The sequence below is a fragment of the Hyalangium minutum genome (assembly GCF_000737315.1).
GTDB classification, from domain to species: Bacteria; Myxococcota; Myxococcia; order Myxococcales; family Myxococcaceae; genus Hyalangium; species Hyalangium minutum.
Genome location: NZ_JMCB01000005.1, coordinates 244,226 through 258,512, shown reverse-complemented (window position 1 = coordinate 258,512; position 14,287 = coordinate 244,226). Strand labels below are relative to the sequence as shown.

Here is a 14,287-nt window from a genome sequence, read left to right as displayed (position 1 = left end):
CTGTCTCGCGCTCCTCATGGCGCATCCACCTGCCCGCGCACGTAGTGGAGCCCTTCGTGCAGCTCCACCTTCATGCCCGCCAGCGGCCCGTAGCCCATGCCCTTGAGCCGCACCACGAAGCCCCTCTCCCCGAGCGGCGCGTAGAACTCCACGCCGACCTTCGTCACCCGGCGCTTCACCGGGGTGGGTGCGTCCACGATCTCCAGGATGTTTCGCTCCTGCGCCTCGCGCCGTTCCTTCTCGCTCCCGCTCTCCGAGGTGACCTCGATGGCCACGGCCTCGGCGCCATCGGCGAGCTCGGGCACCCAGTAGCTCTGCTGCCCGTACCGGAGGTAGCCCCGCTGGATGGGAGCCCCCAGCGCGTTCTGCACCTTCACGGTGTTCCCCTCGCGGCGCACCGCGAGCCGAGCCCGCGAAGGAGCCACCGCCACCTCGCCCCACTCCACATAGGTGCGCGCCGGGAGGAAGCCCTCCGCCTCCATGCCTCCGCCCGTCCAGTTCACGTCGACGAGCCAGTCGTCCATCTCCGCGGGCGCCATCAACACGCTGTGGGACGGGAGCCGCACCGTTCTGGCCGCGAGGTTGGCGTAGTAGCCCCCCACCACCGCCGTCACGGCCCGGTCTCTCGGCCGGTCCAGCCAGGTGTAGCTGTAGCGCGAGGCGTGGGTGACGAAGCCGTCCACCAGCAACGAGTTGCCGACGATGACCAGGCAGGTGACCAGCGACACGGCGGGCACGCCGATCAGCAGCGCCACGGGGCCCTTGCGTCGCGCAAGGATGAGCCCGCCCGGCCCCACCGCCAGTGAGAACAGGAAGATGAAGAAGAGGAAGCGGCCCAGCGGCACCAGGGCATTGGGCAGCAGCGGCGTCTCACCGCCGTTCAGCGCGAAGCGGTTGTTCTCCCAGCGCGGCGGCGGCCCTATCGGGTCCACCGGAGGCTTGCTGTCCTGATCCACCAATAGCGCCGCGTTGCCGCAGTCCCTCGCTCCGGACTGGCACAGGTACACCTGGCCGAAGCCGTAGTCGTTCCACGTGTCGCGCTGGGGTTCCAGGTTGAGCAGCGGCAGGCGCTGCGGCAGGTCGCGCGGAGGCAGGGCTATCAGCAGAGAGCCCCCCGCCGCGGCGTAGCTCTCCAGCGCCGCCCACACATCCGAGGGCACCGAGGCCACTTCCTCGGTCACCAGCACCACGGGGAAGCCCACGTAGGCGGCCAGCTCCCGGGGCGCGTCCTGCACGGGCACGAAGCGGACATCCACCTCGGCGGGCTTGGGGTCCTCAACGCGGTGAATCCCGGTCACCGCCTCGAAGGCCTTGGAGGAGCCGAGCACCAGGGCCGTGGGCGTGTTGCCCTCATCCAGGTACACGCCCGTGTTGCGGGAACGGATGCCAGGCCCATCCACGGTGAACATGCCGGACGCGACGGGCGCGGGAACGAGCAGGTGCGTGGTGAGCCGCTGTCGCGCGCCCAGCTCCACCACACGCTCCGTGGTGGAGGAGCCCGAGCTGTACCCCTGGAAGCGGAGGCGCACCGGCCTGGGCACGTTCTCAGTGTTGTACAGCGTCACCTCCACGGGCGTGTACCCGCGCTTCGCGCGCAGCGCGCCCGAGCGAACCGAGACGCGCAGCCCGTCCATGTCCTCCAGGTTCTGCAGGTTGCCCGTTGTGTCCGCGTAGCCGGAGCGCACCACTTCATGCTCGACGTCCTCGGCGACAGCGGCCTCCTTGGCGGTGGCGTCCTCCGTGGCCTCCGAGTCATCCGCGGGAGCCGCCTCCTCGGGTGCCGCGTCTGTTTCCTCCGCCGGAGCGGGAACCACCGGCGGTGGTGGTGGCGGCGGCGAGGTCCTCAGCACGAGTTCCACAGGCCCAGACACACTCGCGGCCAGGGGCTGCGCGAATCCGGCGCTCCCAGCCAGCAGCGTGGCGCATAGAAGCCAGGCCTGCACGGAGCTACGCACGTGGCACCTCGGGCACAGCCTGGAGCAGCGCGCGGATGACCTCGGTGGAGGACACCTTCTCCAGCGAGGCCTCGTAGGCGAGCACGAGCCGGTGGTTGAGGATGGCGGGCGCCACAGTCGTCACCTCGTCGAAGCCCACGTTGGGCTTGCCCCGGAGCAGCGCCAGCGCCCGGCCAGCAGCGGCGAGTCCCAGCGCGGCACGAGGCGAGGCCCCATAGCGAACGAACCGGCGCACCGAGTCCGGAGCGTGGGCCTGACGCGGGTCGCTGGCCTCCACCAGGCGGCCGATGAAGTCGGCCACGGGCCCGGGCAGGTGCACCCGGTCCGTCGCGGCGAAGAGGCGCCCCAGGCTCTCGCCGTCGAGCACGGACGGGAGCGCGGGAGGCGCGCCGCGCACGCGGGTGGTGAGCAGGGTGCTCAGCGTCTTGGCCCCTACGGGCGGCACCTGGACGCGGAAGAGGAAGCGATCGAGCTGCGCCTCGGGCAGCGGGTAGGTGCCCTCCAGCTCGATGGGGTTCTGCGTGGCCAGCACGAAGAACGGATCCGGCAGCGCGCGCGTCTGCCCGAGCACCGTCACGCTCCGCTCCTGCATCGCCTCCAGCAGCGCGGACTGCGTCTTGGGGCTGGAGCGGTTGATCTCGTCCGCGAGGACAACGCTGGCGAACAGGGGGCCCTCGCGGAAGGTGAACTCGCGGCGGCCCTCTCCCTCCAGCACGTAGGTGCCGGTGATGTCGCCGGGCAGCAGGTCCGGGGTGAACTGGATGCGGCGGAAGGGCAGCGCCAGCAGCCGCGCCATCGCCTTGCACAGCTCTGTCTTGCCGAGACCCGGCAGGCCCTCGAGCAGCACGTGGCCTCGCGCGAGCACCGCGACCACGACCTGCTCGACCACGGACTCTTGATCGAGCAGCACCTGGTTGAGGCCCTTCTTCAGCTGGGCCGCAACCTCCGCCGCCCCCTGGACTTCGGCGGGGCTCAGAAGCTCAGACACGTCGGCTCCTCTCTGTCACTGATCACCAAAATATCGCTTCACGAGGTCCCGGTTGCGCGGCAACAGCGGCCCCGAGGAGTACCCCGGCGTCGCGTCCCCCTGCACGCCCTGCCCCTTCGCCGCCGACGGCGTCACCGTGACGCCTTCCCGTTGCGGATCGGCGGCCTTCAGGCCCCACAGCTCGTTCGCCTCTCCGCCCTGGCCCTCGGGCAGCGGCTGGAACTCGAGGCGGTTGGGGTCCATCTCCGCCTCGCCTCCGAAGACGAGCGGGTTGCTCCCTCCGCCACGCGAGGCGCCCGAGCCCTCGCCCTGCCGGACCTGGCGGCTGACGTGATCGCTGCTGCCCTCGCCCTCGCCCTCACCCTCGCCCTCACCCTCGCCTTCGCCGTTTTCCCCCTCGCCCTGCCCCTGGCCCTGCATCTGCCGGGAGCCTCGGCGCCCGGTTCCGGACTGGCGGCGGTTGTTCGCCTGCGCCGAGTTGCCCTGGCCGAAGCGCTCTTCGAGCTGCTGCTGCCGCCGCTCCAACGTCCGCCGGAGATTGGAGATCTGATCGAGGTTGCCACCGGCCTGCGCGGACGCGGTACGGCGCGAGCCCTGCGAACCCTGCTGACCGTCCTGCCCCGTGTTGCCGTCCTTCACGGAGCCGCTCTGCCCTTCCTGCCCTTCCTGCCCACTCTGGCCATTCTGTTCACCCTGGCCATTCTGCTCGCCCTGCTGGCCCTGCTGTTCCTTGCCGTCCTGCCCGCCCTGCCCGTTCTCTCCCTCGGTCGCGTTCCCATTGAGCGCCATGAGCGCTCGCTCCAGTTCCTCGCGCTCGCGGGCCGCGCGCTCCGCATCCCCCGAGGCTCCCAGCGCCTCCTCCAATTCGCGAGCGGCCTCGGAGGCTCCCGCCAGTTCTGCGGCGGCCTCGGCAGCGCGCTCGGCGAGGCGCTTCTCCAGACCGTCAGCAGCTTCCCAGTCGCCCGCGTCGAAGCGGCCCTCGGCGACCTCTTCGGCCAGCCGGCGCAGTTCCTCCTCCATTGGAGCGCCCAGAGGCTCCTCCTTGGCGAGCGTCTCGGCCTTGGCCTGGACGGCGGCGACCTTGGCCGCTGCGGCTGCATTGATGGGGCGCAAGGAAGGCGGAGGCAGCGGGAGCAGGAAGCCCACGACGAGGAACAGGAGCGCACCGGCCAGGGCTCCCACGGGGCGCCGCCACTGGACTTCGGGGGGCTTCACGGCGCGGGCGAGCTGGTTGACGGAGAGCTCCCAATCTCCGACGGGGCGCTCCAGGCGGGTCAGCAACAGGCCGCCGGCATTGGCTGAGCGATCCGCGAGCACGGCTGCGTGCTCCAGCGAGATGCCCCGGTGCCGAGCCCGGTAGCCCCACCACGCGCCACCGGCCAGGAGAAACGCGGGGGCGGTCCATAGGGCGGAGTCGCGCAGCAGCAGGCGGGCGACGACACAGACCGTGACGGCGGCCCACATGGGGATGATGCCCGCCTCAGCCCAGGCCACCGCATTGAGGCGCCGCTGCACGCGCCGGACGGGCGCGAGCACGAGAGCCTCGAAACGGCGTTCTTCACTGACGGCCATGGCTGGGACCAGAGTGTCGGTCACCCGGAGGGGCTTCCACAAGCCATCTGGAGCACCCTCTCCCACCCGGCCCCCTACATTGTCCATACTCCCGGGATGGATCCGACCGGCTTCTATGATGGGCTCGCCGAGCGATACCACCTCATCTTCATGGACTGGGCCGCCTCGCGCGAGCGCCAGGGAGCGATCCTGGACGGCCTGATTCGGGCGGCGCTCGGAGATGGCCAGAAGGAAGTAATGGACGCGAGCTGCGGGATCGGCACTCAGGCACTGGGGCTCGCGGCACGGGGGCATCGTGTCTTCGCCTCGGACATCAGCCCCGTGTCCATTGCACGCGCCGAGCAAGAAGCCACTGCCGCAGGCCTGAAGCTGACGGGGTTCGCCGTGGCGGACATGCGCACGCTGAGCGAGCAGATCCACCAGCGCTTCGACGTGGTGCTGAGCTGTGACAACGCCCTGCCCCATTTGCTCGAGGACACGGAGCTTGCCGCCGCAGCTCACCACCTTCACACCGTGCTGAATCCGGGAGGCCTGCTCATCGCCACCATCCGCGACTACGACGCGGTGGAGTCCAAGCCCGGCGCGTCGGTACCTACGGAGATGCGAGTCCTCGGAGAAGGCGAGTCTCGGCGCATCACGTTCCAGGTGTGGACCTGGGCCGCCGATGGCCGCAGCTACGAAGTGGAGCTGTTCATCCTCCAACCCCAAGGCGAAGGCTGGAGCACCACGAGCGTTCGCACCCGCTACCGCGCACTCAAACGCGAGGAACTGAGCCGCGCACTCACGGCCGCCGGGTTCCGCGAGGTGCGCTGGCACATGCCGCAGGAGAGCGGCTTCTACCAACCCCTCGTCACCGCTCGGCGCGTGAGCTGATCCGCCCGTCACAGGTTCGTTTCACGGCGCGTCGGCAGGCGCACGTTCGCCTACTTCCTCCTCAGCCTTCACTCCGAGCCATAGGCCTGCTGATTCTCACGCTCCAAGACAGAGGCCGGTTCCTCGCCTGGGGAAACACGTGCCAACCTGCCGAATCATTTGACTTTTCGGCCCCGGAGAAGAATGGATGCGGCGCTTCGTCCCACCCGGCAGGTGAATTTTCACGCAAGGCCGGTGTTCTGCCGGTGCCCTCTCTCTTCCAGGCTTCCATGACGTCCCTCCTCCTTCTCGCCCAGGCCGCCACCACTCCCGAGGTCGGCTGGCTGAGCCGCAAGCTGCTCGGCGTCACCCTCACCAGCGCCGAGTGGGTGCTCTGGCTCCTCGTCGTCCTCTCCGTGCTCTCCATCGCCCTCATGCTGGAGCGCGCCGTCTACTTCGCCACCCACCGGCTGCCCGACTCCGAGGCCCTCGCCCTCAAGCTGGCCCGCGGCGAGTTCGACGCCGTTCGCACCGCCATCCAGGGCAAGAAGGGCATGGAGGCCGCCGTCATCCGCGAGGGCCTCGCCTCCACCGCTCAGGGCGCCGACACCGTCGAGCAAGTCATCGCCTCCACCATCTCCCGCGAGCGCCCCCAGTACGAGCGCTACCTCTCCTTCCTCGGCACCCTGGGCAACAACGCCCCCTTCATCGGCTTGTTCGGCACGGTGCTCGGCATCATCAAGGCCTTCCATGACTTGGGCTCCGCCAGCGTGAAGGGCGCCGCCATCCAGCAGACCGTCATGGCCGGCATCTCCGAGGCGCTCGTCGCCACCGCCGTGGGCCTGGCCGTCGCCATCCCCGCCGTGGTCGCCTTCAACGCCTTCAGCCGCCAGCTCAAGACGCTCACCAGCCGCACCAACGCCCTGGGCTTCGCCCTGGTGGGCAGCCTGCGCGCCGAGGGCCGCAAGGACTCCTCTCCCAGCGAGGGCCGTTGAGTCATGGCCGGCGGCGCTCAGCAGGACAACGACGAAGAGATCACCGGCATCAACGTCACCCCGTTGGTGGACATCGTGCTGGTGCTCCTCATCATCTTCATGGTGACGGCCAACTTCATCGTCCGCGAGACGGTCGAGGTGGACCTGCCCCGCGCCGCCAATGGCGGTGAGACGGTGCAGGGGCTCGTCAACGTCGTCATCGACAAGGACGGCAAGCTCTACTTCGACGGCACCGAGGTCGCCGAGGACGAGCTGTCCCGCAAAGTCACCGAGGCCGTGGCCAAGGACAAGGACACCCGCGCCATCATCAGCGCGGATCAGGCCCTGCCCTATGGCCGGGTGATGCGGCTCATCGACGTGGTGAAGGGCCAGGGCATCGCGAAGTTCGCCCTCAACATCCAGAAGGACGCCGCGCCCGTTCCGGCCGCCGTCCCCGCAGCTCCCTGAGGACCGGCGCCGATGAGCCAGGCGGCACTCGACAGCCCTCTCCCTCCTCGACGCTCCTCCGTGGCGACGCTGGTGTTCGTGATCGTCTCGCTGACGGCGCACGGCGTGGGCCTGTTCGCGCTCAGCCGCATGAAGGAGCGCCCGGCTGCCGTGGTCCAGAAGCCCGTGGAACTCGTCATGGTGGAGGTGCAGAAGCCCCCACCGCCGCCTCCTCCGCCCAAGGAGGAGCCCAAGCCTCCCGAGCCACCCAAGGCCAAGCCTCCGCCCAAGCCGCCCCCTGTGAAGGTGGCCGTGGCCGAGAAGCCGCCTCCGCCGCCGCCGGAGCAGGCCCCGCCTCCTCCAAATGATCCGCCCCCGCAGCCCACCAAGCCGGTGCCGCTCGTGGTCGGCATCTCCATGTCCTCTACCACCAGCGCCGGAGGCTTCGCCGCGCCCGTGGGCAACACCGCCTATGGCAAGGTGGACGGCACCGCCAAGGCGCCCAGCGAGGTGAAGGAGTACGCGGCGCCCAAGTACACGCCCATCTACCAGGTGGACTCCGAGCCCAAGGTCGCCTCCGAGGTGAAGATTCCCTACCCGGAGGAGGCCCGGCGCGCCGGCATCGAGGGCACCGTTACCCTCTCCATCACCATTGATCCCGAGGGCAAGGTGGTGGCCGCCAAGATCATCTCCGGGCCGGGCTACGGGCTGAACGAGGCCGCGCGAGACGCCATCAAGCGCTTCCGCTTCAAGCCCGCCATCAAGGGCGGCGAGGCCGTCTCCACCGAGATGAAGTACGCCTACACCTTCCTGCTGGACTAAAGGGCAGGTCCGCCCCGAGCCCCTGCCGCGAAGCCCGCACACGCGCGTGTTGCCGCCCACTCGGGAGCCGGGCCTTTGGGCCGGAGACGCTCCTCGGGCCTCGCAGGAACCGGAGGCGAACCCCACACCGAAGAGGTCCAGAGAGAACAAGAAGGCCCCGCCTGCCCCAGTGACGCTGGAGCGCCGCCCGGAGTGCGCGCCCATCCCAGTGCCGCACGCGGGAGGGGATGTCCCGCATAACGCATGCGCTGACACGTTTCCGCCCAACCGTTATCCCGGAATGGACGTGCTCGTGGGCGGTGTGCGCTTCGATGCGCTGCAAGTGGGCGTGCGCAGGCTGTGGGAGATCAAGACCCATCAATTCGACACATACCCTGCCTTCATTCGAAGGCAGGAGATTGAGAAGGAAATGGAGCAGATAGTAGAGGAGCGAAGAGCTGCGGCGGCATGCGGATATGACTACATGATTGGGGTGAGCACCCAAGCGCACAAAGACGCGCTGCTGCAACGGGATGACACCCTCCATATCGTCGTCACGGGGTGCCAACGATGACCCAGCATCGAACCCTCATCGTCAGGGTCTTCGCGCCTGCGCTGGTGGGCAACGACCGTCGGACGCTCGATATTGTCCATGGGATGGAAAAGGCGCTCCCCGGTTTGCGTCTGGAGTGGAGGCTCTCCGACAGCGGGCGCCCCATCGCATTGCCGCAACGCGATGCGTGGCTCGCAGACAAGACGCGGGGCGGGAAATTCCCCATCCTGTGCAACGGGGACGAGAGCTACCCCGTGACGGTGAACGGGAGGGGAAGAGATGGACTTTTCAGCCCAGGCGGTCAGCCCTTGTTCGAAGTGTATGCGGAACTGCCACTGGACGAGCGCGTGAGCGCGTCGGCGGCGGCTTTGCTGGAGGGCGTGGCGGAGGGGGCGTGCGCTCTGTGGGGGCGCGCGACGCCAGATGACGCTGCGCTCGACATCGCGTATCAGACAGCGCCCACGCCAGAGGGGCCGCCGTCCCCACGCCGGGGGCTGCCCGCCCTGCAACTCTTCGAGCACCTGCGCTCGCCTGAGATTCCCGCTCACCTCGGGTGGCTGAACTATTGGTCGGCCGCTGCCGCACGCGCCATCGGATTCCCAGACCCCTCGCGCGACGCCGAATTGCTCTCTCGGGCGCGGCGCACGGCGTCGGGCGGGTGGGTGGTCCAGCTCACGGAGGCACCGCTGGAACTCGGCACCTCCGCCCACCTGGACGCCCTGAAGAGGGCCTACGAGCGCTTCCCGGAGATCGGCGGGCGCGTCACTCCGCGCTGAGGGGGGCTGCGCGCCTGACAGTGCCGAAGTACCGGGCCCTGGCACATCTGCTGGAACCCTTCTTCTACGAAGAGCGCTTCGACTGGTTCGCTTGGTGGCCTCCCGGTGGTGACAACCTGCGCCGCTGGATGCGGCGCCTCTGTTCCAGCTCCAGCAGGACCCAGGGCTCGGATTGGAGCGGCGATGCGTGAGCTCCCAAGGAGGACCGCTGTCAGAGCGAGCGGCTGGACCGTGCGCCGCTAAGGGCCCGTCTTCTCGCCGCGCAGAGGCGGCGGACCAAATACGCCGCGCCCCTCCTGGGACTGCTCCTTCAGCTTGTCCACCGCGCGCAGCATCACGTCCCGCAGCACGCGCAGGTCCTCCGCGCTGAGCGCGGCGATGGCCACCGGCGGCTCGCTCAGCCGCTCCATCAGCCGGCGTCGCACCTCCGCGCCCGCCGCCGTCAGGCACAGCATCTTCACCCGCCGGTCGTGCTCCGCGTTGCGCCGCTCCACCAGGCCCCGCGTCTCCAGCCGGTCCACCAGCCCCGTCACGTTCGACGCGTCACACGAGAGGTAGTCGGCCAACATGCTCATCGGCTGCGGGCCGTACCCCAGCGTCCTCAACACGTGCGCCTGCACCGGCGACAGCTCGAACTCCGCCGCCAGCAGTGGAAAGTGCCGCATCCGATCCTGGATGAGCTCGAAAAGCGGTGCCCACGCCTCGCGCGCCAGCTCCTCCTGAAGCTGCGCGGGCTCCGCTGCCTCCGCGCCTCGACGTGCGCGTGCCTCCGTCCTGTCCCCGTGCGTCCTGCTCATGGCTCCATCGTAATTCACTCGTTACAGGTCGACAATTGACATGCTCAACTATTGAGGGCTACAAGCTCGCCCCATTCGTTGTGCAGTGCACCATGGAACCTGGCCATTTCCGGACAGGGCGCAGGAGAGCAGTCATGCGGCAGCGGTTTCTTCGAGGGGGCGGCGCCTTCTCTCGGTCTGGCCTGTGGGCCCTGGGGCTGAGTGGGCTGATGGCGGTGCTGGGCGCAGGCTGTGGTTCCCATGAGGCCGCAGCTCCCGCGAAGGTGGCCCCCGCGCCGATGCCCACGGTCCAGGCCTCCACGGTGGTGGTGGGAGAGGCCGCCGTGCCCCGCTTCCTCACGCTGACCGGCTCGCTCACCGCGTTCGAGGACTCGGACGTGGCTGCGGGCGCCGCAGGCAAAGTGCTCTCCGTGCACGTGGAGCGCGGCGCGCTGGTAAAGAAGGGCGATGTGCTCGTCCGGCTGGATGCGCGCGCCGCCAGCGCCAGCGCCGCCGAGGCCCGCGCCCAGGTGGAGCTGGCCCGCACGCAGAAGGAGCTCGCCGAGGCCGACTGCGCCCGCAACGACAAGCTCTTCGAGGGCGGCTCCGTCTCCGCCGCGGACCACCAGCGGATGCAGGCGCAGTGCCGCAACGCCGCTGCTCAGGCCGCCGCCGCCGAGGCCCGCCTGAGCCTCATCGAGAACAACCTCGCGGACACCACCATCCGCGCACCCTTCGACGGGCTGGTGGCCGAGCGCGCCGTGGGCGTGGGCGAGTACGTCCGCCAGGACTCGCGCGTCGTCACCCTGCTGGCCACCGACCCGCTCCGCTTGGAGATCACCGTGCCGGAGGCGCAGGCCACCGGCGTACAGAAGAACCAGGAGGTAGAGTTCACCCTCACCGCTGACCCGGGCACCGTGCACCGCTCCACCGTCACCTACGTGGGCCCGGCGCTGCGCCGCGGCACGCGTGACTTGGTCGTCGAGGCGCTGGTGCCCAACCCCGGCCACAAGCTGATTCCGGGCCAGTTCGCCACCGTGAAGCTGCGGCTGGGAGACGTGGCGCTGCCGGTGGTGCCTCGCACGGCGGTGCGCGTCGAGGGCAGCGAGTCGCGCGTCTTCGTGGCGAGCGAGGGCAAGCTCGAGGAGCGGCTGGTGCAGCTCGGCGAGGCGGTGGGGACGACGGTGGGAGTGCTGTCCGGAGTGCGCCCGGGTGAGCGCGTGGTGGCCACTGCCAGCGCGGAGCTCCGCGACGGCGTGAAGCTGCAGTAGTCGAAAGGCTCAGGTCCAGTCATGCAGTGGCTCGCGAGCTTGTGCGTCCGCAAGCCCGTCCTCGCGACGGTGCTCATCCTCTTCTTCTGCGTCCTCGGCGTGGCTGGCTACATGCAGCTCGGCGTGGACCGCTTCCCCAAGGTGGACTTGCCGTTCGTCACCGTCGTCACCCGCCTGCCCGGCGCCGCGCCGCCGGAGGTGGAGACGGAGGTGACCGAGAAAATCGAAGAGGCCGTCAACACCGTCAGCGGCATTGACGACCTCATCTCCACCACCTCCGAGGGCGTGAGCGTGGTGCAGATCGGCTTCGTCCTGGAGAAGGACGTGGACACCGCCGTGCAGGAGGTGCGCGACCGCGTCAGCCAGATCATCCCCGAGCTGCCGCGCGACGCGGAGACGCCCATCGTCCAGAAGCTGGATCCGGATGCCTCGCCGGTGCTCTTCCTGTCGCTCAACGCGGATCGGCCCATCCGGGAGATCACCGAGCTGGCGGATCGCAAGGTGCGCCCCAGCCTGGAGACGGTGCCCGGCGTGGGCCAGGTCACCCTCATCGGTGGCCGCAAGCGCCAGGTGAACGTGTGGTTGGACCCGGCGAAGATGCGGGCGGCCGGAGTGAGCGCGGCGGAGCTGCAGCGCGCCATCTCCGGACAGAACCTCATGGTGCCCGGCGGTGCCATCGAGACGGGCCCCACGCGCTTGTCGCTGCGTCTGCGCGGCCGTGTGGAGAAGGTGGAGGAGCTGGGCCAACTGGTGCTGCGCGAGCGCGATGGCCACATCCTGCGCGTCTCGGACGTGGCGCGCGTGGAGGACGGCGAGCAGGAGGCCGTCACCGCCGCGAGCCAGGACGGCAAGCCGTCCGTCATGCTCTCCATCCGCAAGCAGTCCGGTGAGAACACCGTGGCGGTGGTAGACGCCATCAACGAGCGCGTGGCGCAGCTGCGCCCGAACCTCCCCTCGGGCTACACGCTCGAGGTGGTGCGCGACAACTCGGCCACCACCCGCACCAGCGTGGAGGCCGTGCGCGAGCACCTCGTGCTGGGCGGCCTGTTCGCCTCGCTGGTGGTGCTGCTCTTCTTGGGAAGCTGGCGCTCCACCCTCATCGCCGCGCTCGCCATCCCCACCTCCATCGTCTCCACCTTCGCGCTGATGAAGGCCCAGGGCTTCACCCTCAACACCATCACCCTGCTGGCCCTGGCGCTGGCGGTGGGCATCGTCATCGACGACGCCATCGTCGTGCTGGAGAACATCTTCCGCCACATCCACGAGAAGGGAGAGAAGCCCTTCCCCGCCGCCATCCTCGCGACGAAGGAGATTGGCCTGGCGGTGCTCGCCACCACGCTGTCGCTCATCGCCGTGTTCCTGCCCATGGCCTTCATGGGCGGCATCCCCGGCCGCTTCCTCAGCAGCTTCGGGTGGACCATGGCGTTCTCCATCGCCGTGTCCCTGCTGGTGTCCTTCTCGCTGACGCCCATGCTGTCGGCGCGGTGGCTGAGCGCGCCCAAGGGCGGGGCCCACCAGAAGCCCTTCCTGGAGCGCGTCACCGACACCTTCTACCTGCCCATCGAGCGCGCCTATGACCGGTCGCTGCGGTGGATGCTGCGGCACCGGTGGGTGGCGGTGGTGATGGCGTTCGCCACCCTGGGCTCGTGCGTGCCGCTGATGCAGGCGGTGCCCAAGGGCTTCCTCCCCAAGAGCGACGAGGCCCAGTTCGAGGTGAACATGCGCATGCCCGAGGGCACCAGCCTGGCCTCCACTCAGCTCGTCTCCGAGCGCCTGGGCCGCCAGCTGCGCGAGCTGCCCGAGGTGCGCTCCACGCTCGTCACCATTGGCGACAACAACGAGCGCGCCCCCAACTTGGCGAAGATTTTCGTGCAGATGACGCACCCGAGCACGCGCAAGGAGAGCCAGGACCAGGTGATGGCGCGCGTGCGCCGCGACTTCACCTCCAAGCTGCCGCCGGAGTGGCGCGTGAACGTGTCCGAGGTCTCCGCCTTCAGCGGCGGCGGCACCCAGGCCGCGGTGATGATGGTGGTCACCGGTCCGGACTTCAAGGAGCTGACCCGGTACGCCAACACCCTCAAGGAGAAGCTCAAGGCCATCCCCGGCGCGGTGGACGCGGACACCAACCTCATCCTCGGCAAGCCCGAGGTGAGCGCCTTCATCAACCGCTCGCGCGCCGCGGACCTGGGCGTGCAGGTGTCGGACGTGGCCGCCACGCTTCAGCTCTTCGTGGGCGGCGTGGAGGTCTCCTCCTATGTGGAGAACGGCAACATCTACGACGTGCGCCTGCGCGCCGAGCCCACCGCCCGTGACAGCGTGGAGGCGCTCTCGCAGCTCACCGTGCCCTCGGCCCGGGCGGGCAGCGTGCCGCTGATGGACGTGCTCCACGTGGAGCACGAGGAGGGCGCCGCCACCATCAACCGCCTCAACCGCCAGCGCCAGGTGCTGCTCACCGCCAACACGGCGCCGGGCACTGGCTCGGGCACGGTGCTGACCCAGCTGGAGCAGGCCGTGAAGGACCTGAAGCTGCCGCCGGGCTACTCGGCCAAGCCCCTGGGCCAGTCGCGCGAGATTGGCCGCACGATGACGAACTTCGCCATCGCCTTCGGCCTGGCCTTCGTCTTCATGTACCTCATCCTGGCGGCGCAGTTCGAGAGCTGGCTCCACCCCCTCACCATCCTCCTCTCGCTGCCGCTCACCGTCCCGTTCGCCCTCATCTCGCTGCTCGTGTTCCGCCAGTCCCTGGACATCTACTCGATGCTCGGCCTGATGGTGCTCTTCGGCGTGGTGAAGAAGAACTCCATCCTTCAGATCGACCACGCCAACCAGCTGCGCGCCGCGGGCCTGGAGAAGACCGAGGCCATCGTCGTGGGCAGCCGCGACCGGTTGCGCCCCATCCTCATGACGACGCTCTCGTTCGTGGCGGGCATGCTGCCGCTCGTTACCTCCACGGGCATCGGCGCCGGCTTCAACCGCGCCACCGCGGGCGTGGTGGTGGGCGGACAGACGCTCTCCCTGGTGCTCACGCTGCTAGTGACGCCGGTGGCCTACTCGCTGCTGGACAGCCTCGCGGAGCGCGCGAAGCGGTTCTTCAACTCCGTGTTCTCCCCACGCACCCCCGAGGAGACGGGCCAGGCCGACGTGCTCCTGGCCTACGCGGAGCCCCCGCACACCATGGCCAAGGGCGTGGCCACCGTCTCCCATGTCACCCCGGAGGCGCTGGCTCACACCGCGCCGCCGGCTCGCCGCGCGGAGCCCTCGCCCTGAGCGGTGCAGTTCTCACTGGCTTCAGCCACGTGAGTGTGGTCCATGCAACATTGGC

12 protein-coding genes are annotated in these 14,287 nt (G+C 69.4%); 8 read left to right on the top strand and 4 right to left on the bottom strand.

Annotated elements, in window-relative coordinates; translation table 11 throughout:
* Window positions 1-14 precede the first annotated feature (14 nt).
* From DB31_RS14630 to DB31_RS14620, 3 genes are all read right to left on the bottom strand, one after another.
* Complete coding sequence (locus DB31_RS14630; protein WP_240486695.1) at window positions 15-1,850, bottom strand: hypothetical protein; 1,836 nt, start codon at window positions 1,848-1,850, stop codon at window positions 15-17.
* Between the two features lie 97 nt (window positions 1,851-1,947).
* A complete protein-coding gene (locus DB31_RS14625; RefSeq protein WP_044187755.1) occupies window positions 1,948-2,943 on the bottom strand; it encodes an AAA family ATPase in 996 nt (331 codons plus the stop codon).
* 15 nt (window positions 2,944-2,958) lie between these two features.
* Window positions 2,959-4,479, bottom strand: a complete 1,521-nt coding sequence (locus DB31_RS14620) for a hypothetical protein (protein WP_157231982.1) — start codon at window positions 4,477-4,479, stop codon at window positions 2,959-2,961.
* Between the two features lie 132 nt (window positions 4,480-4,611).
* On the opposite strand from DB31_RS14620, the gene DB31_RS14615 reads away from it, so the two are divergent.
* The 6 genes from DB31_RS14615 to DB31_RS14590 all read left to right on the top strand — a co-directional run bounded on the left by DB31_RS14615 (window position 4,612) and on the right by DB31_RS14590 (window position 8,918).
* The gene (locus DB31_RS14615) at window positions 4,612-5,388 is read left to right on the top strand and encodes a class I SAM-dependent methyltransferase (RefSeq protein ID WP_044187753.1); all 777 of its coding nucleotides are present in this window, start codon (window positions 4,612-4,614) and stop codon (window positions 5,386-5,388) included.
* Between the two features lie 269 nt (window positions 5,389-5,657).
* Window positions 5,658-6,362 (top strand): MotA/TolQ/ExbB proton channel family protein, encoded by a 705-nt coding sequence (locus DB31_RS14610; protein ID WP_044188141.1) that lies wholly within the window; start codon window positions 5,658-5,660, stop codon window positions 6,360-6,362.
* Between the two features lie 3 nt (window positions 6,363-6,365).
* Entirely contained in the window at window positions 6,366-6,809 is a 444-nt protein-coding gene (locus DB31_RS14605; RefSeq protein WP_044187750.1) for an ExbD/TolR family protein, read from the top strand.
* Between the two features lie 12 nt (window positions 6,810-6,821).
* On the top strand, window positions 6,822-7,610 hold the full coding sequence (locus tag DB31_RS14600; RefSeq protein ID WP_044187748.1) for an energy transducer TonB: 789 nt from the start codon (window positions 6,822-6,824) through the stop codon (window positions 7,608-7,610).
* A 46-nt stretch (window positions 7,611-7,656) separates the two neighbouring features.
* A complete protein-coding gene (locus tag DB31_RS46505; protein WP_075305993.1) occupies window positions 7,657-8,163 on the top strand; it encodes a DUF6310 domain-containing protein in 507 nt (168 codons plus the stop codon).
* The gene (locus DB31_RS14590) at window positions 8,160-8,918 is read left to right on the top strand and encodes a DUF5953 family protein (protein WP_044187744.1); all 759 of its coding nucleotides are present in this window, start codon (window positions 8,160-8,162) and stop codon (window positions 8,916-8,918) included. Before DB31_RS46505 ends, DB31_RS14590 begins: the two co-directional genes overlap by 4 nt.
* Window positions 8,919-9,157: 239 nt before the next feature.
* Here the strand turns inward: DB31_RS14590 and DB31_RS14585 are convergent, their stop codons facing one another.
* Window positions 9,158-9,715 carry a MarR family winged helix-turn-helix transcriptional regulator gene (locus DB31_RS14585; protein ID WP_044188139.1) on the bottom strand — a complete coding sequence of 186 codons (558 nt, stop codon included), beginning with the start codon at window positions 9,713-9,715 and terminating at the stop codon, window positions 9,158-9,160.
* 134 nt (window positions 9,716-9,849) lie between these two features.
* On the opposite strand from DB31_RS14585, the gene DB31_RS14580 reads away from it, so the two are divergent.
* Window positions 9,850-10,965 (top strand): efflux RND transporter periplasmic adaptor subunit, encoded by a 1,116-nt coding sequence (locus DB31_RS14580; protein ID WP_052419964.1) that lies wholly within the window; start codon window positions 9,850-9,852, stop codon window positions 10,963-10,965.
* Between the two features lie 21 nt (window positions 10,966-10,986).
* Entirely contained in the window at window positions 10,987-14,232 is a 3,246-nt protein-coding gene (locus tag DB31_RS14575) for an efflux RND transporter permease subunit (RefSeq protein WP_083968298.1), read from the top strand.
* The last annotated feature ends 55 nt before the right edge of the window (window positions 14,233-14,287 follow it).